Raw genomic sequence first — 22458 nt, 5'->3', positions numbered from 1 at the left:
AAGTAGCCATGTATTTCTGGCTGACTTCAGCCCCGCCGATTTTGAAAGCGGCAAATCGATCAAAAACGATCAGATTACCCATTCATTTCTGTGTTTTTAGCCGCCGCGAGTAGCTCGCGGCAGCCATTTCCCGCATTACAGGCGCACCTCTCCTGCATTGGTCAGTAAATGTCGGCGTGCCATCCACAGGTTCGACAGCGCGAACAGCGTCACCAGTTGCGCCGTGTTCTTGGCCAAGCCACGGAAGCGTGTCTTTACATAACTGAACTGACGCTTGATCACCCGGAACGGGTGCTCAACCTTGGCGCGCACCTGGGCCTTGGCCTTCTCGATCTTGCGTTTGGCTTTGTACAGCGGGCTGCTCTTACCCAGCTTCTTATAGGTGCTGCGGCGGGCAGCAACCTGCCAGATCACCTCGCGCCCATCATGTTCGGGGCGCTTTTCGACGCCGGTATAACCCGCATCGGCGCACACCACGTTTTCCTCGCCGTGCAGCAACTTGTCGACCTGAGTGACATCCGCCACGTTGGCCGCCGTGCCTACCACGCTGTGTACCAGCCCCGACTCGTCATCCACGCCAATGTGCGCCTTCATGCCGAAGTAGTATTGGTTGCCCTTCTTGGCCTGGTGCATCTCTGGGTCGCGTTTGCCGTCCTTGTTCTTGGTCGAACTCGGCGCATTGATCAGCGTGGCATCGACGATGGTGCCTTGGCGCAACGACAGGCCACGGTCGCCAAGATAGCCATTGATGACGGCCAGGATGCCGGCAGCCAACTCATGTTTCTCCAGCAGACGACGGAAGTTGAGGATGGTGGTTTCGTCGGGGATACGTTCCAGACTCAGCCCGGCGAACTGCCGCAGGATAGTGGTCTCGTACAGCGCTTCTTCCATCGCCGGGTCGCTGTAGCCGAACCAGTTCTGCATCAGGTGCACACGTAGCATCGCCATCAGCGGATAGGCCGGCCGACCGCCTTCACCCTTGGGGTAATACGGTTCGATCAGTGCGATCAAACCCTTCCACGGCACCACCCGATCCATCTCGATCAGGAACAACTCTTTGCGGGTCTGCTTGCGTTTGCCGGCGTACTCGGCATCGGCGAAGGTCATTTGCTTCATCGGAAAACTCGGCGGGTGGCGTCCGGGCATTTTGCCAAAATCAGGAAGTCTTATTCAGAGTTTCCTTAGCCGTCAGCGACTGACAATTGACCCCGAGGCCGGGGTTGCCGATATCGAGCTGATCTATCTCAGCGGGCCGCGTTATCAGTTGGGCGACGTGAGTTTTGTCGGCGATGCGCCTTTCGATGAGCAATTGCTGCAGCGCATGGTGCCGTTCCCAGCGGATACCCCCTATGACTCAGCGCTGATTGCCGAGCTATATCAGACGCTGCGCTCCAGTGGTTATTTCGAGTCGGTACAGGTGGACGCCAACCCTGGCAGTGCCGTGGCTGAGCAGATTCCGGTGCAGGTTCAAGTGCAGGCGCGCAAACCGCGCAGTATGGGCCTGGGCTTGGGTTTTTCCACTGACGTTGGCCCGCGTGGCAGGGCCAACTGGACGCGGCACTGGGCCAACCCGCAAGGGCATAGCTATGGCGCGGAGTTCGAGCTGTCGGCGCCGCGGCAGAATGTCGGGCTGTGGTACGACGTGCCGCTCGATCCGCCATTGACCGACAAACTGCGGGTGGCCGGCGGCTATCAGGCCGAAGACCTGGCCAATACCGACAGCAGCAGCCGCCTGCTGACCTTCGGCCCGGAATGGCACAGCAAACTCGACAGCGGTTGGCAGCGCGTGCTGTCGCTGAAGTGGCAGCACGAACAGTACGATCTGGGCGACGATGCCGGCAGCAGTACGCTGTTGATGCCGGGCCTGAGTTATTCCTACCTGCACAGCGATAACCAGATCGACCCCAACCATGGCTATCGCCTGCAGCTCGATCTGTCCGGCGCGGCCAAGGGGCTGCTGTCTGATGCCAATGTGCTGCACGGCAATCTTCAGCTCAAAGGCCTGACCACGCTCTTTCAGCGTCACCGCGTGCTGGGCCGGGTGCAAGTGGGCGGCACCGAATCCGACGGGTTTGCCAAGGTGCCGCCGTCGCTGCGTTTCTTTGCCGGTGGCGATCAGAGCGTACGCGGTTATGACTACCAGAGCCTGTCGCCGGAAAACCGTGCCGGCGACAAGATCGGCGGGCGCTATCTGTTTACCAGCAGCCTGGAATACCAATACAGCCTGACTGAGCGCTGGCGCCTGGCGAGTTTCTTCGATCAGGGCAATACCTTCGATTCGCTGCAGATTCCCTCGCTGAAAAGCGCAGTGGGCCTTGGCGTGCGCTGGGTGTCGCCACTGGGGCCGCTGCGCCTCGATCTGGCACATCCACTGGATGATCAGGGCGGCGTACGCCTGCATTTCTCCATGGGGCCGGAACTGTGAAGCGCATGCTACGCAATGTGCTGTTCAGTCTGCTGGGGCTGCTGGTGTTGGCGATCAGCCTGAGTCTGCTGCTGGGCACCCAAGGCGGCAGCCGCTGGTTATTGGCGCAGGTGCCGGGCTTGCAGGTCGACGACTTCACTGGCCGTCTGGCCGGCCGTTGGACTGCGACACAGCTGCGCTGGCAGCAGGGCGGCAATAGCGTGCAGGTTATGGCGCCTAGTCTGGATTGGTCGCCAGCCTGCCTGTTGCGCCTGACCCTGTGTGTCGAGCAACTGCGCAGCGGGCCGATCAGCTTGGTCTTCCCGGCTGATCAGCAGCCCAGCAGCGAGCCGTTCAGCCTGCCGGATCTGAGCCTGCCGCTTGCGCTGCAACTGGGAGAGGTGCAGATCGACAGCCTGCAGCTTAATGGCGTCGAACAGTTGCAAGGCTTGCAGCTGGCCGCGCGCTGGACTGCCCAGGGCATTCAGGTCGACAACCTCAGCCTGCACACTGCCGATCTGCAGCTGGCGTTGCAGGGCCAGCTGCAAACCTCAGGCGACTGGCCGCTGCAGCTCAGCGGACAGCTGCAATTGCCAGCGCCCGAGCAACAGGCCTGGCCGCTGGCGCTGCAGCTCAAAGGTGAACTGCGCGAGCGGGTGCAAGTCTCGGCCAGCAGCAGTGGCTATCTGACCGGAGAACTGAGCGGTTGGCTGCAGCCTTTGGCGGAGCACCTGCCGGCGCAACTGCGTATACAGGTAGCGGCCTTCAAGGCCAGCACTGAACTGCCGGACACCTTGAGTCTTGAGCAGCTTGAGCTAAATGCCCAAGGCGATCTGCAGGAGGGCTATCAGCTCACGGGCAGTGCCAGCTTGCCGGCAGCCGAGGGGCCGATTGCCCTGGCGTTGGCGGGGCTGCTCAAGGCTGACGGCGCGACCATCAGCAACCTGAGCCTGGCCGCCGAACCTGAACAGCAGATACAGCTTAGCGGTGAGTTGAACTGGCAGCAGGGCCTGAGCCTGGACAGCCGCTTCAACTGGCAGAACTTCCCTTGGCAGCGCCTCTATCCGCTGGAGGAGCCAGCGCCTGTGGCTCTGCGGATGCTAAAGGGTGAGCTGGCCTATCAGGATGGCAACTACCTCGGGCATTTCGCTGCCGAGCTGGATGGCCCAGCCGGCGCGTTTAGCCTGCAAAGCCCGCTCAGTGGCGATCTGCAGAAGCTTTATCTGCCCGAGCTGCGCCTGCACGCCGGTCAGGGTCGCGCCGAAGGCCAGGTCAGCCTGGGTTTTGCCGAGCAGCTGAGCTGGGATGTGCGTTTGCAGTTGAGTCAGTTCGATCCGGCCTACTGGCTGGCCGAGTTGCCCGGCAGCCTGGCAGGCCCACTCAACAGCTCGGGCAGTCTGATCAATCAGCAGCTCAATCTTGACGCCGATATCGACCTTAACGGCCGTTTGCGCGGCCAATCGGCCAAGCTGCTGGCGAAGTTCGTTGGCGGCCTGGAGCAGGGCGAGCTAAGTGCATTGGATATCCGCCTGGGGGATAACCGCATCAGCGGCAAGGCCGCCTTGCAGCAACAGCTGAGCGGTCAGCTGCTCCTGGCGATGCCACGGTTGGGCCAGTTATGGCCGGGCTTGCAGGGCCAACTCAATGGCCAGCTGGATCTGGCTGGCAATCTGCAAGCACCGCAAGGCCAGCTGCAACTGCAAGGCCAGCGCCTGGCTTTTGCAGAACAACGCATACAACAACTCAAACTCGATGCCGGTTTGAACAGCGCCCAGCGCGGCCGGGTCACTCTGCAGGCAGTGGGCATTGCGCTGGGTGACACCGAACTGGGTCGCCTGGATGCCACGGTCGCCGGTGATCAGCACCAGCAAAGCCTTGAGCTGCAGCTGCAAGGCCCGCTGCTGAATAGCCAACTGGCCCTGGCCGGCAAGCTGGACAAGGGCAACTGGCGCGGCAGCCTGAGCCGGGCCGAGGTACAAAGCAGCGGTCAGGATTGGCGCCTGCAACAGCCGGCCACGCTGGTGCGGCTGGCCAGCGGGCAGCTCAGCCTAGGCGCGCATTGCTGGCGTTCTGGCGATGCCAGTCTATGTGGTACAGAGCAGCGCCTGCTGCCGCAGCCCAAGCTGAACTACCAGCTGAGCAACTTCCCCATGGACAGCCTGGCGGCCCTGTGGCCCAAGGATTTCGCCTGGCAAGGCGAGTTGAATGGTCGGCTGCAGCTGGATCTGCCGGCCAGCGGGCCGAATGGCAGCCTGGAGCTGGATGCTGGTAGCGGCATCTGGCGCATTCGTGATCAGCAGCAGTGGCTGGAGTTTGCCTACGACAGCCTGCGCCTGAGTACGCAGTTACGCCCGCAGCGCATCGATAGCCTGCTGGAACTACATGGCCCGGCGATTGGCGAACTGTCGCTGCAGGCTCAGCTTGATCCGCGCCCGGCGAGCAAGCCGCTGTCCGGCAACTTTCGCCTGAATGGCCTGGACCTGGCGCTGGCTCGCCCGTTTGTGCCGATGGTCGAGCGTATCGCCGGGCAGCTGAATGGCACGGGCGCCTTGTCGGGTGGGCTGTTGGCGCCGCAGATCAACGGCGACCTGCGCGTGGTCAATGGCGAAATAAGCGGCGCTGAGCTGCCGATGAATATCGAGCAGCTGCAACTGCAGGCGCGCATCGAGGGTGAGCAGCTGCAGTTGGAAGGCGACTGGCGCAGTGGCGAGCAAGGGCAGGGCAGTCTGAATGGCGAGCTGAGCTGGGCCGCTGGGCTCTTGGCCGATATGCAGCTGCGGGGCAACCGACTACCAGTCACGGTAGAGCCCTATGCTGCGCTGGAGGTCGAGCCGGATCTGCGCTTGAGCCTGCGTGATGAGCAGCTGTCGCTGGCCGGCAAGGTGCTGATCCCCAGCGGCAAGATTGAGGTGCGCGAGTTGCCGCCCTCAACCGTGCAGGTTTCCAGTGACGCTCAGGTTATTGGTCGCGATAGAACTGAACCACAGGCCACGGCGATTGCCATGGATATCGATGTCGAGGTTGGTCAACAGCGGCTGACCTTCAGCGGCTTTGGCCTGGACGCCGAGCTGCTTGGTCGAGTGCATATCGGCAATGATCTGGACACTCGTGGCGAGCTGAGCCTGAACAAGGGGCGCTTCCGCGCCTATGGCCAGCGCTTGAATGTGCGCCGCGCGCGGTTGTTGTTTGCCGGGCCCATCGATCAGCCTTTTCTCGATATCGAGGCGGTGCGTCAGGTGGATGATGTCACCGCCGGTCTGCGCTTGAGCGGCAATGCGGCGCAACCGACCAGCACGGTGTTTTCCGAGCCAGCGATGAGCCAGGAACAGGCATTGTCCTACCTGGTTATGGGGCGGCCGCTGGGGCAGGGCGGCGGTGACAACAATATGCTTGCGCAAGCGGCGTTGGCCCTGGGTATGGCCAGCAGTGCACCGCTGGTTAATAGCCTCGCGCAGGGCCTGGGTATCAGTGACTTTCAGCTCGACACCCAAGGCTCTGGGGTAACCACCAGCGTGGTGGCCAGCGGCAATCTGTCCGAGCGTTTGAGCCTGCGCTATGGCGTGGGGGTATTCGAGCCGGCGAATACCATCGCGTTGCGCTACGAACTGAGCCGCAAGCTCTACCTTGAGGCTGCCAGCGGGTTGGCCAGTTCTCTGGATTTGTTCTACCGTCGCGAGTTTTAGGGGCTGTTTGTGCGGGTTAATGCTGGATTAAGCCATTAAATTCGCGTTTAAATTGCGCGCCTCGCTCAAAACGTCTGAGCGTTGAAATCTAAACAGTGAAAACCACTATCACAGTCTTCATATACTGACCGCCGCTGATCACCGGGCAGTCGTTGTGCTGACTGGTATAGCCCGATCCGTTGTTTACAGGCGTGCCAACCCGGCTCGCGTTCTGTGTAACAGCCAGGCCTACCCGGCAATCGGACAAGCGAAGGGTGCCCACCTCGCGTTCACTACAAGAATAAGGAAAAGAGCATGGAATTCGTCAACACCCTGGTTAATCAACTCAATGGCGTGGTCTGGGGCCCGCCCATGCTGGTGCTGATTCTCGGCACTGGTCTGTTCCTCATGCTGCGCCTGAAATTTATGCCGCTGAGCAAGATCGGCGCAGGCTTCAAACTGATGTGGCAAGGCCGCCAGAAAGGCGATGCCGAGAGCGGCGAGATTAGCCCGTTCCAAGCGCTGATGACTTGCCTGGCCGCCACCGTCGGTACCGGTAATATCGCCGGTGTGGCCACCGCGATTTTCCTCGGCGGTCCGGGTGCATTGTTCTGGATGTGGTGTACCGCACTGGTCGGTATGGCCACCAAGTACTGCGAAGTAGTGCTGGCGGTGCATTACCGCGAGAAGGATGAGCGCGGCGAACACGTCGGCGGTCCGATGTACGCGATCAAGAACGGCCTGGGCAAGAAGTGGCTGTGGCTGGGTACCGCGTTCGCCATCTTCGGCGGCTTTGCCGGTTTCGGTATCGGCAACATGGTGCAGGTCAACAGCATGGCCGCAGCCCTGCACACCACCTTCAATATTCCGCTGTGGGTGACCGGTGTGGTGACCATGCTGTTTGTCGGTATGGTGATCCTCGGCGGCATCAAGCGTATCGGTAAAGTTGCCGCGACCCTGGTGCCCTTTATGTGCGTGGCCTACATCATTGCCGCGTTCGTGGTGCTGGTGGTCAATGCTGCGGAAATCCCGAAAGCCTTTGAAATGATCTTCACCTACGCCTTTACCCCGATTGCTGCTACCGGTGGTTTTGCCGGTGCGGCGGTGATGGCGGCGATTCGTTTTGGTGTGGCGCGCGGTATCTTCTCCAACGAAGCAGGCCTGGGTACTTCAGGTATCGCTCAGGCGGCCGGCACCACCAGCAGTCCGGTACGTTCGGGGATGATCGGTATGCTCGGGACCTTTATCGACACCATCATCATCTGCTCGATGACTGGCTTGGCGATCATCACCTCCGGCGTGTGGACCAGCGGTGCCAGCGGTGCAGCGCTGTCGGCGGCAGCCTTCGAACAGGCGATGCCGGGCGTTGGTGGTTATATTCTGACCATTGCCCTGGTGGTGTTTGCCTTTACCACCATCCTTGGCTGGAGCTACTTCGGCGAGAAGTGCTGGGAATATATGGTCGGTACCAAATCGATCCTGCCGTTCCGCATCCTCTGGGTAGTAGCCGTGCCGTTTGGTGCGATTGCCCAGCTGGACTTCGCCTGGTTGGTGGCCGATACCCTCAACGGTCTGATGGCGATTCCTAACCTGCTGTCGCTGCTGTTGCTCGGCCCTATCGTGGTCAAGCTGACCAAGGATCACTTCGCAAAAAATTGATGTGTCGCCTGGGCAGGCAGGGTAGTCTGACTTTTTGGTCAGCTATGCTTGCCTCCCTTCAAGAGGGCGCGGGCTTGCCATTTGGCGGGTTCGCGCCCTTACTTGTTAACCCTCTCCAATCTCGTTGAAAAGGATCGTCTCCATGGCACAAGTCACCCTCAAAGGTTCCCCGGTTGAAGTCACCGGTCAACTGCCGCAGATTGGTCAGCAAGCGCCGGCGTTTAGCCTGGTTGCCGGTGACCTCAGTGACGTGAGCCTGGCCAGCCTGGCCGGCAAGCGCAAAGTCCTGAATATTTTCCCAAGTGTTGATACCCCAACCTGCGCCACCTCCGTGCGTACCTTCAACGCCAGTGCCAGCAAGCTGGCCAACACCGTGGTGCTGTGCATTTCCACTGACCTGCCGTTCGCCCAGGCGCGTTTCTGCGGTGCCGAAGGTCTGGAAAACGTGATCAACTTGTCGACCATGCGTGGCGCCGACTTCCTGCAGAGCTACGGCGTGGCCATTGCCAGCGGCCCGCTGGTGGGTGTGGCTGCCCGTGCGGTCGTGGTGCTGGATGAAAACGACAAAGTGCTGCACAGCGAGCTGGTCGGTGAAATTGCTGACGAGCCGAACTACGACGCCGCGATTGCTGCGCTCAAGTAACACCTGCTCAATGCGTGTCCAACGGCCTGCTCTGCAGGCCGTTTTCATATGTGGATCAGATATTTAGTTACGTAAGGAAAAGGTAAATAGGCGGTAAAGAGGCTTTGCAGGCCGGCTGATATTGCATATCGTTCACGCTCCCCAAGGAAGTGATCGTCGCCATGTCTGATACACAGTTCACCAACCGTCCTCGCAATCTGTCGCGCCAATGGCTGCTCGGCTCAATCGCGTTGGCTGTTCTTGCCGTATTGCTGTGGTGGTTCTGGCCCAGCCCGCCGGAAGCGCCGCAGCGTGGCGGACCTTGGCGTGATGGCGGCCCGGTGCCGGTGCGCGTGGCGACTGTCAGCCAGGGCGATTTCCCGGTTGAACTCAAGGCCCTGGGTACCGTCACCGCCTATAACACGGTGAATGTGCGCGGCCGGGTGGAGGGTGAGCTGGTCAAGTTGCTGTTCAAGGATGGCCAACAGGTCAAGGCTGGCGATCTGCTTGCAGTGATCGACCCACGCCCTTACGAAATCGCCCTGCAGCAGGCCCAGGGCGCCCTGCAGGAAAGTCAGGCGCAGCTGCGCAATGCCGAACTGGACCTGGCGCGTTACCGCGGTCTGTACGCCGAAGAATCGATTGCCAAGCAGACCCTCGATACCCAGGAAACGCTGGTTAATCAGTACCGTGGCGGGATCAAGAGCCTACAAGCGAATGTCGCCACTGCGCGGCTCAACATCGATTTCACCCAAATTCGCGCGCCTATTACCGGCCGCCTGGGTATTCGTCAGGCCGATGTTGGCAACCTGGTCAGCTCCGGCGATGCGTTGCCGCTGGTGGTAATTACCCAGACTCTGCCGATTGCTGTGATGTTTACCCTGCCCGAAGCCGAACTGCCGGCAGTGGTGCAGCAACTGAGAAGTGGTGCGACCCTAACCGTCGAGGCCTGGGACCGCAGTGAAAAACTCAAACTGGCCGACGGCGAGCTGGAGAGCGTCGATAACCTGATCGACACCGCCACTGGCACGGTCAAGCTCAAGGCGCGCTTCGCCAACGCCGAAGAAATGCTCTTTCCCAACCAGTTCGTCAACGTGCGCCTGCGGGTGAAAACCCTGCAGAACGTCACCCTGATGCCGGCCGCTGCACTGCAATTCGGCGCCAGCGGCACCTTCGCCTATGTAGTGGACGCTGAAGACAAGGTACAGCTGACGCCGGTCAGTGTCGGCGCCAGCGATGGCCAGCTCAGTGTGGTCGAGCAGGGTCTCAAGGCCGGTGATCGTTTGGTGCTGGAAGGTACTGATCGCTTGCGCTCCGGCAACAAGGTCGAGGTGATAGGCGACAAGCCGGTTGCCGCTCAGACGCAAGTGGCAAAGCCTGAAGGCAAACGAGCGCCGCGCGCCCAATGAACGCCTCTCGCCTGTTTATCCTGCGCCCGGTCGCCACCACGCTGATCATGCTGGCGATCTTCCTGAGTGGTCTGATCGCTTACCGCCTGCTGCCCGTATCGGCGCTGCCGGAAGTGGATTACCCGACCATTCGGGTGATGACCCTGTATCCCGGCTCCAGCCCGGACGTGATGACCAGCGCAGTCACCGCGCCCCTGGAACGCCAGTTCGGCCAGATGGCCGGGTTGAAACAGATGTCCTCAACCAGCTCGGGCGGCGCCTCGGTGATTACCCTGCGTTTTAACCTGGAGGTGCAGCTGGATGTCGCCGAGCAGGAAGTGCAGGCCGCGATCAACGGCGCGAGCAACCTGCTGCCCAATGATCTACCGGCGCCGCCGGTGTACAACAAGGTCAACCCGGCCGACACCCCGGTGCTGACTCTGGCCATCAGCTCGAAAACCATGCCGCTGCCGCAGGTGTTCGATCTGGTCGATACCCGCCTGGCACAGAAACTCGCACAAACCAGCGGTGTCGGCCTGGTGACCCTTGCTGGTGGTCAGCGGCCGGCCGTGCGCTTGCGGGTCAAGCCGGAGGCGCTGGCGTCCTATGGTTTGAACCTCAGCGATGTGCGCACGCTGATCACCGCCAGCAACGTCAATCAGCCCAAGGGCAACTTCGACGGCCCAACGCGGGTGTCGCAGCTGGATGCCAACGATCAGCTGAAATCTGTCGATGAATGCCGCGAGCTGATTCTTGGCTACAAGGATGGCGCCACGCTGCGCCTGAAGGATGTCGCCGAAATCATCGACGGCGCGGAAAACCAGCGTCTGGCCGCCTGGGCCAATCGCAACGAAGCGGTGCTGGTCAATGTGCAGCGCCAACCCGGCGCCAACGTGATTGATGTAGTCGACAGTATTCAGACGTTGTTGCCCAACCTGACCCAGGGCCTGCCGGCCAGCGTCGAGGTCAGCGTGCTGACTGATCGCACCGAAACCATTCGCGCTGCGGTCAGGGGCGTGCAGCATGAGCTGCTGCTGGCCATCGCCCTGGTGGTGCTGGTGACCTTCCTGTTTCTGCGCAAGGTGTCGGCCACCATCATCCCCTCCATCGTCGTGCCGCTGTCGCTGATCGGTACATTCGGCGTGATGTACCTGGCCGGCTTCACCATCAACAACCTGACGCTGATGGCCCTGACTATCGCCACCGGCTTCGTGGTGGACGATGCCATTGTCATGCTGGAGAACATCGCCCGTCATCTGGAAGAGGGCGAAACCCCGCTGAATGCGGCGCTGAAAGGCGCAAAGCAGATCGGCTTTACCCTGGTGTCGCTGACCATCTCGTTGATTGCCGTGCTGATTCCGCTGCTGTTTATGGCCGATGTGGTCGGAAGGCTGTTCCGCGAATTTGCCATCACCCTGGCGGTGGCGATTCTGATTTCCCTGGTGGTGTCGCTGACCCTGACGCCGATGATTTGCGCGCGCCTGCTCAAGGCGGAAAAGCCCGAGGCAGAAGGGCGCTTCTACCGCGCCGCCGGGGCAGTGATCGACGGCATGATCGCCCGTTACGGCGTATGGCTGACCTGGGTGCTCAAGCATCAGCCACTGACTCTGTTGGTGGCCATCGGCACCCTTGCGCTGACTGTAGTGCTGTACCTGGCGGTGCCAAAGGGCTTCTTCCCGGTGCAGGACATCGGGGTGATTCAGGGCATTTCCGAAGCACCGCAGTCGATTTCCTTCCGCGCCATGAGCGAGCGTCAACAGCGCCTAGCCGAGGTGATACTGCAGGACCCGGCTGTGGCTAGCCTGTCGTCCTATATCGGCGTGGACGGTGACAACCCGACACTGAACAGTGGTCGCCTGCTGATCAACCTGACGCCACGGGCCGAACGCGATATCAGCGCTGGTGAAGTGATTGAGCGGCTGCGCCCGCAGCTGGCGCGGATTCCCGGTATCGAGCTGTACCTGCAGCCGGTGCAGGACCTGTCCATCGAGGATCGGGTCAGCCGCACGCAGTTCCAGTTCAGCATGGAGTCGCCGGATATCAGCCTGCTCGAAGAGTGGGTGCCCAAGCTGGTCAGCGCGCTGCGCGAGCAGCCGGAGCTGACCGATGTCGCCAGCGACCTGCAAAACCGCGGCTTGCAGGTGTTTCTGCAGATCGACCGCGACATGGCCGGGCGCCTCGGCGTAAGCATTGCCGATATCGACAACGCGCTATACGACGCCTTCGGCCAGCGGCAGATTTCCACCATCTACACCCAGGCCAGCCAGTACCGCGTGGTGCTGGAAAGCGAGAATGCCGGCAGCATCGGTCCGGCGGCGCTGCGGCAGATTCACGTCAAGGCCGCCGATGGTCAGCAGGTCGCGCTGTCGACCCTGGCCCAGGTCGAGGAGCGGGCCGCCAGCCTGCTGATCAACCATATCGGTCAATTCCCGGCCGCCACCCTGTCATTCAACCTGGCCAGCGGCGTGTCGCTGGGCGAGGCGGTGGCGGTGATCGAACGGGTTGAACAGGAGATCGGCATTCCGCCGGCGGTGCAGACGCGCTTCCAGGGCGCTGCTGAAGCCTTCCGCGCCTCGCTGTCGAGCACCTTGCTGCTGATTCTCGCGGCCATCGTCACCATGTATATCGTGCTCGGCGTGCTCTACGAGAGTTATATCCACCCCATCACCATCCTCTCCACCTTGCCCTCGGCGGGCGTTGGCGCGCTGCTGGCGTTGCTGATCAGCGGCAACGAGTTGGGGTTGATTGCGATCATCGGCATCATCTTGCTGATTGGCATCGTCAAGAAGAACGCGATCATGATGATCGACTTCGCCCTCGACGCCGAACGCAACCAGGGCATGCAGCCGGAAGCGGCGATCTACCAGGCAGCGCTGTTGCGTTTCCGCCCAATTCTGATGACCACCCTGGCCGCGTTGTTTGGGGCGATCCCGCTGATGCTGGCCACCGGCTCCGGTGCTGAACTGCGTCAACCGTTGGGCCTGGTGATGGTTGGCGGGCTGCTGCTGAGCCAGATCCTTACGCTGTTCACTACGCCGGTGATCTACCTGTACTTCGATCGTCTGTCGCGGCGCATCAGCGGCCGTAGCGCGGCCGGGCTTGTGGTCAACCCATGAATCTCTCCGCGCCCTTTATCCGTCGGCCGGTGGCAACCCTGCTGCTAAGCCTGGCGATTCTGCTACTCGGCGGCGTCAGCTTCGGCCTGCTGCCGGTGGCGCCGCTGCCGCAGATGGATTTCCCCACCATCACCGTGCAGGCCAGTCTGCCGGGGGCCAGCCCGCAGATCATGGCGTCGAGCGTGGCCACGCCGCTGGAGCGCTCGCTCGGCACCATCGCCGGCATCAGCCAGATGAACAGCCGCAGCAGCCAGGGCAATACGCTGATCATGATCCAGTTCGACTTGGACCGGGACATTAACGCCGCCGCCCGCGAGGTGCAGGCGGCGATCAATGCCTCACGCGAGCTGCTGCCCAGCGGTATGCGTAGCATGCCTACCTACGCCAAGGTCAACCCGTCGCAGGCGCCGATCATGGTGCTGTCGCTGACCAGTGATGTGCTCAACAAGGGCCAGCTGTACGACGTAGCCTCGACCATCCTGGCGCAGAAGCTGGCCCAGGTAACCGGCGTCGGTGAAGTGCAGATCGGCGGCAGCTCCTTGCCCGCCGTGCGCGTCGCCCTGGAGCCGCGCCTGCTCGATCAGTACGGCATCGCCTTAGATGAAGTGCGTCAGAGCATCAGTGCCGCCAACGCCAAACGGCCGAAAGGCGCGGTGGAAGATGCCGAGCGGCACTGGCAGGTGCAGGCCAGCGATCAGCTGGAAAAAGCCGCCGATTACCTGCCGCTGATCATTCGCTATCAGGACGGCGCGGCCGTGCGCCTGGGCGATGTGGCGAGCGTCACCGATGGCGTCGAGGACCGCTACAACAGCGGCTTCTTCAACGATAAACAGGCGGTGCTGTTGGTGATCAACCGGCAGGCCGGGGCCAATATCATCGAAACTATCGCCGGCATTCGTGAGCAACTGCCGGCCTTGCGTGCGGTGATTCCCGCCAGCATCGAGCTGGAAGTGGCGATGGACCGCTCGCCGGTGATTCGCGCCACCCTGCATGAGGCAGAGCAGACCCTGCTGATCGCCGTGGTGCTGGTGATTCTGGTGGTATTCGCCTTTCTCGGCCGTTGGCGCGCCGCGCTGATACCGGCCCTGGCGGTGCCGGTATCGCTGGTCGGCACCTTTGCGGTGATGTACCTGCTGGATTTCTCCCTGAACAACCTGTCGCTGATGGCGCTGATTATCGCCACTGGCCTGGTGGTGGATGACGCCATCGTGGTGTTGGAAAACATCTCGCGGCATATCGAAGCCGGTGAAACGCCGATGACGGCCGCGTTCAAGGGCGCGCGCGAGGTGGGCTTCACCTTGCTGGCGATGAACCTGTCGCTTGTCGCGGTGTTTATCTCGATCCTGTTTATGGGCGGCATTGTCGAGCGGCTATTCCGCGAGTTTTCCATCACCCTGGCCGTGGCCATCGTGATTTCCCTGCTGGTGTCGCTGACCCTGACGCCGATGCTCTGCGCACGCTGGCTCAAGATCGAAACCGCCGAGCATAAGCCCAGCGCCATGCAGCGTTGGGGCGGGGCCGTGCAGACGCGCGTATTGGCGTTCTACCGGCGCAGCCTGGACTGGGCGTTGCGCCATTCGCTGTTGATGCTGTTCAGCCTGCTGGCGACCATTGCGCTGAATATCTTCCTGTTTGTCAGCGTGCCGAAAACCTTTATGCCGCAGCAGGACACTGGCCAATTGATCGGCTTTATTCGCGGCGATGACGGTCTGTCATTCCAGGTGATGCAGCCGAAAATGGAGATTTATCGCCGTGCCGTGCTGGCCGATCCTGCAGTGGAAAGCGTGGCCGGGTTTATCGGTGGCAGTGGCGGCATCAACAACGCCTTTATGATTGTGCGCCTCAAACCGGTATCCGAGCGCAAGGCCAGCGCCCAGGAGGTGATCAACCGCCTGCGCCAGTCGGTGCCGAAAGTGCCAGGTGGGCGGATGTTTTTGATGCCCGATCAGGATCTGCAGATTGGCGGGCGGGAAGGGCGCAGCTCGGAAAACGAATACATGCTGCTGTCCGGCGATCTGGATGAGCTGCGCAAATGGTTGCCGCCGGTGCGCGAAGCGCTGCGCGCCTTGCCGGAACTGACCGATATCGACGCCAAGGAGGCCGAAGGCACCCAGCAGATCCGCCTGGTGGTCGACCGTGACATGGCCAAGCGCCTGGGCGTGGACATGAACATGATCACCGCGGTACTGAATAACGCGTTTAGTCAGCGTCAGGTGTCGACCATCTACGACAGCCTCAATCAGTACAGCGTGGTGATGGAAATCAACCCGCAGTTCGCCCAGTACCCGGAAACCCTCGACCAGATTCAGCTGATCACCGCCGAGGGCGCGCGAGTGCCGTTATCCAGTTTCGCCCGCTGGGAGCGCAGCCTGGAAGAAGACCGCGTGCATCACCAGGGCCAGTTCGCCGCAGAGAATATCGGTTTCGCCCTGGCCGAAGGCGTCAGCCTGGAGCAGGCCAGTCAGGCCATCGATAACGCGATTGCCCGGGTCGGCTTGCCCACCGAGGTGCAGGGCATGCTCGGTGGCACTGGCGGCGCCTTTCAGAAAACTCAGCAGAATCAGCCGTGGATGATTCTGCTGGCCCTGGTGGTGGTGTATATCGTTCTCGGAGTGCTCTACGAGAGCTATATCCACCCACTGACCATTCTCTCCACCTTGCCCTCGGCCGGGGTTGGAGCGCTGCTGGCGTTACAGCTGATGAGCATCGAGTTCAGCCTGATCTCGCTGCTGGGTTTGTTTTTGCTGATCGGTATCGTCAAGAAGAACGCGATTCTGATGATCGACCTGGCCCTGCAGCTGGAACGCCAGCAGCACCTGAGCCCGGAGGAGTCGATCCGCCAGGCCTGTCTGCTGCGTTTTAGGCCGATCATGATGACCACCCTGGCGGCGATTCTTGGCGCACTGCCGCTGATGCTCAGCAGCGCCGAAGGCTCGGAAATGCGCCAGCCACTGGGCATCACCATTGTCGGTGGGCTGGTATTGAGCCAGCTGTTGACCCTCTACACCACACCGGTGATCTACCTGTATTTCGACCGCCTGCGCCATCGGATCAACCGCTGGCGCGGCGTGCGCACTGACGCTGCCCTGGAAAACCCGTTATGAAAGCACTAGTTGCCTTACCCACTCTGTTGGCACTAAGCCTGGCGCTAAGCGCCTGCGCCATCGGTCCGGACTATCAGCGCCCGCAGCTGCAAACCCCGGCGCAGTTCAAACAGATCGAAGGCTGGACCCAGGCCCAGCCCGGTGATGCGCTGGCGCGTGGCAACTGGTGGCAGCTGTATGGCGATTCCGAGCTGAATGCTTTGGTTGAGCGGCTGAATATCTCCAACCAGAACCTGGCCGCCAGCGAGGCGCAGTATCGCCAGGCCCGCGCCCTGGTGCGCGGCGCGCGAGCGGCGTTCTATCCGAGCCTGTCGGGCAGCGCTGGGGCCACTCGCAGCAGTCAGGGCAGCGGCAACAACAGCGGCAGTACCACGAGCAGCGCGGGTGGCATCAGCAAGAGTTATGAGCTGGGCCTGAATGCCGCCTGGGAGCTGGATATCTGGGGCAAGCTGCGCCGCTCGCTGGAATCCAGCCGCGCCGGCTTCGAGGCCAGCGCCGCCGACCTGGCCGCACTAAAACTCAGCCTGCAGGCCGAACTGGTGCAGAACTACCTGCAATTGCGCGTGCTGGATGATCAGCAGCGCCTGCTTGATGCCACAGTCGCGGCCTATGCGCGGTCGCTGAAACTTACGGAAAATCAGTACAACGCCGGCATCGTGCCGAAATCCGATGTCAGCCAGGCCCTGACCCAGCTGAAAAGCCCCCAGGCCCAGGCCACCGACCTGAAATGGCAGCGCGCGCAGCTGGAGCATGCGATTGCCGTACTGGTCGGCGTACCGCCCAGCGAACTGAGCATTACCGTGCGCGAGCAATTACCCGCGCTACCCGAGATACCTGTGGCCTTGCCGTCGCAATTGCTTGAACGTCGCCCGGATGTGGCTGCTGCCGAGCGCCGGGTTATTGCCGCCAACGCCGAAATCGGCGTTGCAGAAGCCGCCTGGTATCCGGACCTGAGCATTTCTGCCAGCGGCGGTTACCGTGGCAGCAGCTTTGCCGACTGGATTGATCTGCCCAACCGTTTCTGGTCGCTCGGCCCGCAGCTGGCGCTGAGCCTGTTCGATGGTGGCGCGCGCAGCGCCGAGCTGGAACGCAGCGAAGCGGCCTACGATCAGACTGTGGCGCAATACCGCCAGGCGGTGCTCGACAGCTTTCGTGAAGTGGAGGACTACCTGGTGCAACTGCGCGTACTGCAGCAGGAAGCCGTGATCCAGCAGGAAGCGCTGGATGCCGCACGCGAGTCTCTGCGCCTGATCGAGAACCAGTACCGCGCCGGTACCGTGGACTTCAACAGCGTGGTCAATGTACAGGCCACCGCGCTGAACAACGAACGCAGCAACCTCAGCCTACTGGGCAGCCGTCTGACCGCCAGCGTGCAGCTGATCGCTGCATTGGGTGGTGGTTGGCAGGGTGAGTTAGAGGTGCCAGAGCAAGCAGAGCGCTAAGCGAACTCAAGCGTCAGTACGGATAACCACCGAACTGACGCTTGAGGTTTAGGGGAGGATTAGTCGCGGGATTTGCGGTTAACCGTTTGCGCGGCTTTGAGTATGTCTGCGCCGATCTCGGCCTCAAACTGCTGCCAAACCGGTTGCATGGCGGCACGCCAGGCAGCGCGTTGTTCGTCAGTCAGGGTGATGATCTGGCTGCTGCCGGACGCCTCGATACGCTGACGGTCTGCACGGTTGGCCTCTTCGGATTGACGGTTCACCGCGAAACTCCCCTCATCGATGATGGCTTCCAGCTCGCTGCGAATCTGGTGAGGAATGGAAAACCAGAAGCGCTGGTTGCTGACTAGCATGTAGTCGAGTGCGCCGTGGTTGGTCTCGGTGATAAAAGGCTGCAATGTGTGCAGTTGTTTGGTGTAGATGTTCGACCAGGCATTCTCGGTGCCCTGTACCTTACCGTTTTGCAGCGCAGCGAAGACCTCGGCAAAAGGCATCGCCAACGGCGCCGCACCGATTTGATAGAACTGCGCTTCCAGCACACTGGAGGGCTGAATACGGAACTTCAGCCCCGCTGCATCACTGGGCACTTGCAGCGCTTTAGTTGCTGAGAGCTGCTTCATGCCGTTATGCCAATACGCCAGGCCAATGATGTTGTGCGCCTCCATGGAGCGCAGCAATTGGCGGCCTTTGGCGCGCTTCTGGAAACGTGTGACGGCGTCCAGATCATCGAACAGGAAGGGCAGGTCGAATACCTGCAACTGTTTGGTGTATTTCTCGAACTTGGCCAGTGACGGTGCCAACAGTTGCACCTCGTTGTTGGCCAGAGCCTGCAATTCGTTGTCATCGCCAAATAGGCTGGATGTCGGGTAAACCTCGACATTGACTTTGCCTGCCAGGCGCTGATCGACCAACTGTTTGAACAGTAAGGCACCCTGGCCCTTGGGCGTCTGCTCATCGGCGACATGGACAAACTTGATCAGGATGGGCTCCTGTTCTTGAGCGTGGCAAAGGTTGAATGCACTGAACAGCAGGGTGCCAATGGCTATAGCAACAATCGACTTGAACATAGGAGAGTCTTTGGTTGAGGCAGGTGAGCAGTCTTGAATAATCGGGATCATCAGACGCTATACGCACTTTCAGCGTAGCGGCTTTTTGCCAGCGCTCCGGGTGATTAGCCTGGGGCGATAGAAGGGGTTAGTTTGAGCGGCGCGGAGGTTACTGCACTTGGCGCAGCCGTGGAGTGCGATGGCGCACGTCTTAGAACCAGCTCACGAACTGCTGCGCCTAGGCCCTACTGCGTTGAAAGCAGGGCTCTAGCGCGCAGGTTCTTAACGCTTGTTGCGATTCACCGTTTGCGCGGCCTTTATCACGTCAGCACCAATCACGCCTTCGAACTGTTGCCATACCGGTTGCATGGCTTTACGCCAGGCGTCGCGTTGTTCGTCGTCAAGGGCGATCACCTGGGTACCGGTCGCGGTCGACCTGGTTGGCGGCTTCGGCCTGGCGATTTACCTCGTAGGTGACTTCGTCGATGATGCCTTCCAGTTGCATGCGTATCTGGTGCGGGATGGCGTACCAGAAGCGTGGGTTACTCACCAGCATGTAGTCGAGTACACCGTGATTGGTCTCGGTGATAAACGGCTGAACGCTATGCAGTTGCTTGCTGTAGATGTTCGACCAGGGGTTTTCCGCGCCCTGCACCTTGCCACTTTTCAGCGCGTCGAAGACTTCGGCAAACGGCATGATCATCGGCGTTGCGCCAAGCTGGTTGAACTGCGCCTCAAGCACCGAAGAAGGCTGGATTCGGAACTTCAAACCCGCTGCGTCGCCCGGCACCAGTAGTGCTTTGGTCGCCGAGAGCTGCTTCATGCCGTTGTGCCAATAGGCCAGACCGACGATGTTGTGGTCTTCCATGGAACGCAGCAATTGGCGGCCCTTAGCGCGTTTCTGGAAGCGGTTGACGGCGTCCAGATCATCGAACAGGAAGGGCAGGTCGAACACCTGCAGTTGCTTGGTGTATTTCTCGAACTTGGCCAGCGACGGCGCCAGTAGTTGCACCTCGTTATTAGCCAATGCGTCGAGCTCGTTGGCATCGCCGTACAGGCTGGAGTTGGGGTAGACCTCAACTTTTACCTTATCGCCCAGACGCTCCTCGGCCAGTTTCTTGAACAGCAATGCGCCTTGGCCTTTTGGGGTGTTGTCTGCAACCACATGGGCAAACTTGATCACGATTGGTCCCTTGTCGGTTGCCGCGTGAAGCGTGGTAGACGCCAGCAGCAGGCTGCCAGCGGCGATAGCGCAGATCGACTTGAACATAGCGTTGTTCCTGATTGTTCTTATGTTGTTGTGTTGACGGCGTGCCAGGATAAGTTTCAGCAGGCTGGCTGATGCAGGCTGTCAGGTTGGCGCGGCAGCACGATGGGTTGCCGTGCGCAGTGCACCGGCTATATCGCAATGCCTATGCCAGAGTGGCCATTTGTCTGCAGGGCCGTAACAGCCGCGAAATGGCCGTGATTGAACGCACAGTGGCTGGCGAGAAGCCGCCATTTTCAGTTAAAAATCGGCAAATAGCCGCTTATTGAAGGCAAGGGTGGCGTTTTACCGCCACCTGCAGGAGGGAGTACGGCCGGAGATCAGCGGCGCACGGCGCGCCAGGCAGCAAACAGACATAGGGCCAAGAGAAGGGCGACGCTGAGCAGGGTCCAGTAGGTAAACGACAGACCGAGAATGTTGTAGTCGTTCTGCCCGCACACACCAGCGCTCATAAATACGCTGGGTAGCCAGTCATGCAGCGGCAGATAAAAGGCGTAGAAAGGAAACGGCGAGCAGCTGGAACTTTCCAGCACGCCGGTTTCGATCAGCACCAGGTGCGTGTTGTCATACACCGCCATACCCGCAGCGGCCAACAGCAAGGGCCATAGCGGCAAGGTCAGCCAGCGCAGACCGAGGGCTTCTAGCGCCAGAATCAGCAGGCTGACAACGCCACCACAGAGCAGCCATAGGCGAATCTGAATGCACAGGGTGCAGGGCTCCCAACCGGCTAAATGCTGCAGCAGCAAGGCCCCGCCGAGCATGGCAAAACAGGCGAGCGTAATCAGGGCGAGCAGGGGCATGAGCGAGGTGGCGCGGGACATCTGAATCTCCGAAAGGGCCTGGCGCGTTGGTTAGGGCAGTATTGTGTCGACGTATCAGATGCGTGGCACAGAGTTAAGTTGCAGACCTGTTTGAACGATCCAGATACAGGGCCAGCAGCGCAAGGATGATCGCCAGCGAATAGGCAAACAAGCCCAGATTGATGCCCAGGATCATTTTTTCCGAACCATCGGATAACACCATTGAACCGCCATAGAGGTTACGTAAGGCATAGGCCAAAAGAAAGCCGCCGGTGACGAAGAGGGTCATCAGGCTGCTCAAGCGCAGGTTGCCCCTACACCACACCAACCAGAACGAGTACAGACCAATTGCGCAATTGGTCGCCAGCTGCCAGACCTCATGCAACCGCGCATGCGCCGTCCAGCTGGGGTTGAAGACATGCGAATCGTTCAACTCGAAGATCGGTACCACCACGGCATAAAACACGATGCCAAGGGTCACCAGTAATTTGCCAAACATAAGTAATGCGCCCTCTAACAAGGCATTAGGTTGCGCGAGCATAACGGCACACCAGGCGTTGAGCAAAAGCCCTGAAGTTTGAAAGCCAGAAGTGCATAGCGGGCAGAATTTCAGCTGGCTAAGGTCTGTCGCACACCCTGTGAAAAGGAGCTGGGCGATGAACCCATCCACCGATGCAGCACCTGTTGTATTACGTGTTCGCGGCATCGCCAGTGCCGAGGCCATGCATATCTGGCAGGGCGGCCAGGATGCCAATGGCCAGTTGCCCGTGCAACGAACGGCTGAAGGGCTGGCCAATCCCTGTCGACATTGTTTGAAGCTGATAACCCCGGGGGCAGTCAAACTGGTGCTTGCTTACCGACCCTTTGCGACGCTGCAGCCCTATGCCGAAACCGGACCGATCTTTCTGCATGAGCAGCCTTGAGAGCGCTACGAACACGAGATATTGCCGGCTTGGTTTGCCTATCTGGAGCAGGCAGTTGTCCGCGGTTACGGCGGTGATGGCTGGATTCGTTATGACAACGGCCAGGTAGTGTCAGGCAATGTGCTAACTGCAGTCTGGCAACAGATTCTTCGCGACTCCAGCGAGGCCTACGTGCACATTCGCTCCAAATTCAACTGCTTCCAGTACCGGGTAGAACGCGCCAGTGCCTGCTGGGTCAGACAGGACGATGTTCGGTGCCGGCACCAGGCGTAAGAAACAGTAGAGTGGTGGGCTGCATAGTTCTGGCCGTATGCCATACACCCTGTGGCACCAGAACGTAGCTGCCAACCGTATCAAGCAGTAGTTCGCGCTCGCCGTCTGCTTCTTCAAGCAGCAACACTGCACTGCCACTTAGCAACATGACCAGCTCTTCACCAGCTGGATGGCATTCCCAGCTGGGCCAGTCTGCCGAAAAGCTGAAGGCAGACATCAACCTGCCCTGGTCCAGCTCAGGCCGGGTGCCGCTGACCAGGTCTCTCCAGAACTGCTCGGTAACGGCAGCCTACTCAGTTTTTCCGCCGTCTTGCACATGCAGATAGGTGTGCAGAATGTTTTCAGGCTGCTCGGCGCTCATCCTGTGCTCCTTGTCTTGTCCAGGCTCAGCGTTTGAGTAGGGAAGAGTCCAGCTGATTGAAGCACTGCACGATGCGCTCATGGCTGACATCGGCAAATTCCTTTTGCGTCAAGCTCACCAGTACGCTGGTTTTGACTCGGCCGGAGCGCAGTTGACGCTGCATATAAGCCAGTACGTCGGCGTCACTGGCAGGTGGTGTTTGGTTGCTCTGTTCCACGGTGCATGCGCTCATCATAGGGTGAATAGGAACGGTTAATTTCGACGCAAATAGGTGCCAATGCTCGCCACTTTATCAGCTGCTTTACGGTTGTGACTCTATAGTCACTGAGTCATATACCCGGACTACTATAACGGTCATACCCAAATCCTATTGGCTCGTTTGCAGTCCAGC

The 22458-nt window shown here is 60.5% G+C and carries 13 protein-coding genes and 3 pseudogenes; 9 read left to right on the top strand and 7 right to left on the bottom strand.

The window, feature by feature from the left end; translation table 11 throughout:
- Positions 1 to 135: 135 nt before the first annotated feature.
- Positions 136 to 1116, bottom strand: coding sequence for an IS5 family transposase (locus BLW24_RS20055; RefSeq protein WP_090375425.1), 981 nt, complete (start codon positions 1114 to 1116; stop codon positions 136 to 138).
- 67 nt (positions 1117 to 1183) lie between these two features.
- On the opposite strand from BLW24_RS20055, the pseudogene BLW24_RS20050 reads away from it, so the two are divergent.
- The 8 genes and pseudogenes from BLW24_RS20050 to BLW24_RS20015 all read left to right on the top strand — a co-directional run.
- Positions 1184 to 2425, top strand: a pseudogene (locus BLW24_RS20050) (autotransporter assembly complex protein TamA); the annotation flags it as partial.
- Positions 2422 to 6087 (top strand): translocation/assembly module TamB domain-containing protein, encoded by a 3666-nt coding sequence (locus tag BLW24_RS20045; RefSeq protein ID WP_090386319.1) that lies wholly within the window; start codon positions 2422 to 2424, stop codon positions 6085 to 6087. The pseudogene BLW24_RS20050 and the gene BLW24_RS20045, both read left to right, overlap by 4 nt.
- 294 nt (positions 6088 to 6381) lie before the next feature.
- Positions 6382 to 7725, top strand: coding sequence for an alanine/glycine:cation symporter family protein (locus BLW24_RS20040; protein WP_090386317.1), 1344 nt, complete (start codon positions 6382 to 6384; stop codon positions 7723 to 7725).
- A 142-nt stretch (positions 7726 to 7867) separates the two neighbouring features.
- Entirely contained in the window at positions 7868 to 8368 is a 501-nt protein-coding gene (gene tpx / locus BLW24_RS20035) for a thiol peroxidase (RefSeq protein WP_090386315.1), read from the top strand.
- 161 nt (positions 8369 to 8529) lie between these two features.
- Entirely contained in the window at positions 8530 to 9756 is a 1227-nt protein-coding gene (locus BLW24_RS20030; protein ID WP_090386313.1) for an MdtA/MuxA family multidrug efflux RND transporter periplasmic adaptor subunit, read from the top strand.
- Complete coding sequence (locus BLW24_RS20025; RefSeq protein WP_090386311.1) at positions 9753 to 12851, top strand: MdtB/MuxB family multidrug efflux RND transporter permease subunit; 3099 nt, start codon at positions 9753 to 9755, stop codon at positions 12849 to 12851. The genes BLW24_RS20030 and BLW24_RS20025 overlap by 4 nt, the downstream gene beginning before the upstream one ends.
- Entirely contained in the window at positions 12848 to 15955 is a 3108-nt protein-coding gene (locus tag BLW24_RS20020) for a multidrug efflux RND transporter permease subunit (protein ID WP_090386309.1), read from the top strand. Before BLW24_RS20025 ends, BLW24_RS20020 begins: the two co-directional genes overlap by 4 nt.
- A complete protein-coding gene (locus tag BLW24_RS20015) occupies positions 15952 to 17397 on the top strand; it encodes an efflux transporter outer membrane subunit (RefSeq protein WP_090386307.1) in 1446 nt (481 codons plus the stop codon). The genes BLW24_RS20020 and BLW24_RS20015 overlap by 4 nt, the downstream gene beginning before the upstream one ends.
- Before the next feature lie 59 nt (positions 17398 to 17456).
- Here BLW24_RS20015 and BLW24_RS20010 read toward each other — a convergent pair whose 3' ends face one another.
- The 4 genes and pseudogenes from BLW24_RS20010 to BLW24_RS19995 all read right to left on the bottom strand — a co-directional run bounded on the left by BLW24_RS20010 (position 17457) and on the right by BLW24_RS19995 (position 21180).
- Positions 17457 to 18464: a DctP family TRAP transporter solute-binding subunit gene (locus BLW24_RS20010; protein WP_090386305.1), complete on the bottom strand. Its 1008-nt coding sequence runs from the start codon at positions 18462 to 18464 to the stop codon at positions 17457 to 17459.
- 261 nt (positions 18465 to 18725) lie between these two features.
- Positions 18726 to 19713 (bottom strand): annotated as a pseudogene (locus BLW24_RS20005) (TRAP transporter substrate-binding protein).
- Between the two features lie 317 nt (positions 19714 to 20030).
- Positions 20031 to 20531 (bottom strand): disulfide bond formation protein B, encoded by a 501-nt coding sequence (locus tag BLW24_RS20000; protein ID WP_090386303.1) that lies wholly within the window; start codon positions 20529 to 20531, stop codon positions 20031 to 20033.
- 73 nt (positions 20532 to 20604) lie between these two features.
- The gene (locus BLW24_RS19995) at positions 20605 to 21180 is read right to left on the bottom strand and encodes a hypothetical protein (protein ID WP_244161220.1); all 576 of its coding nucleotides are present in this window, start codon (positions 21178 to 21180) and stop codon (positions 20605 to 20607) included.
- Between BLW24_RS19995 and BLW24_RS26675 the strand changes: the two are divergent.
- Positions 21167 to 21706: pseudogene (locus tag BLW24_RS26675) on the top strand (DUF1203 domain-containing protein). The gene BLW24_RS19995 and the pseudogene BLW24_RS26675 overlap by 14 nt on opposite strands.
- Here the strand turns inward: BLW24_RS26675 and BLW24_RS26245 are convergent.
- Positions 21669 to 21923 carry a cupin domain-containing protein gene (locus BLW24_RS26245; RefSeq protein WP_208600244.1) on the bottom strand — a complete coding sequence of 85 codons (255 nt, stop codon included), beginning with the start codon at positions 21921 to 21923 and terminating at the stop codon, positions 21669 to 21671. The pseudogene BLW24_RS26675 and the gene BLW24_RS26245 overlap by 38 nt on opposite strands.
- Positions 21924 to 22092: 169 nt before the next feature.
- Positions 22093 to 22299 carry a hypothetical protein gene (locus BLW24_RS19980; protein ID WP_090387808.1) on the bottom strand — a complete coding sequence of 69 codons (207 nt, stop codon included), beginning with the start codon at positions 22297 to 22299 and terminating at the stop codon, positions 22093 to 22095.
- Positions 22300 to 22458 lie beyond the last annotated feature (159 nt).

This window comes from Pseudomonas anguilliseptica, assembly GCF_900105355.1.
GTDB classification, from domain to species: domain Bacteria; phylum Pseudomonadota; class Gammaproteobacteria; order Pseudomonadales; family Pseudomonadaceae; genus Aquipseudomonas; species Aquipseudomonas anguilliseptica.
This window is presented reverse-complemented; position numbering and strand designations above follow the sequence as displayed.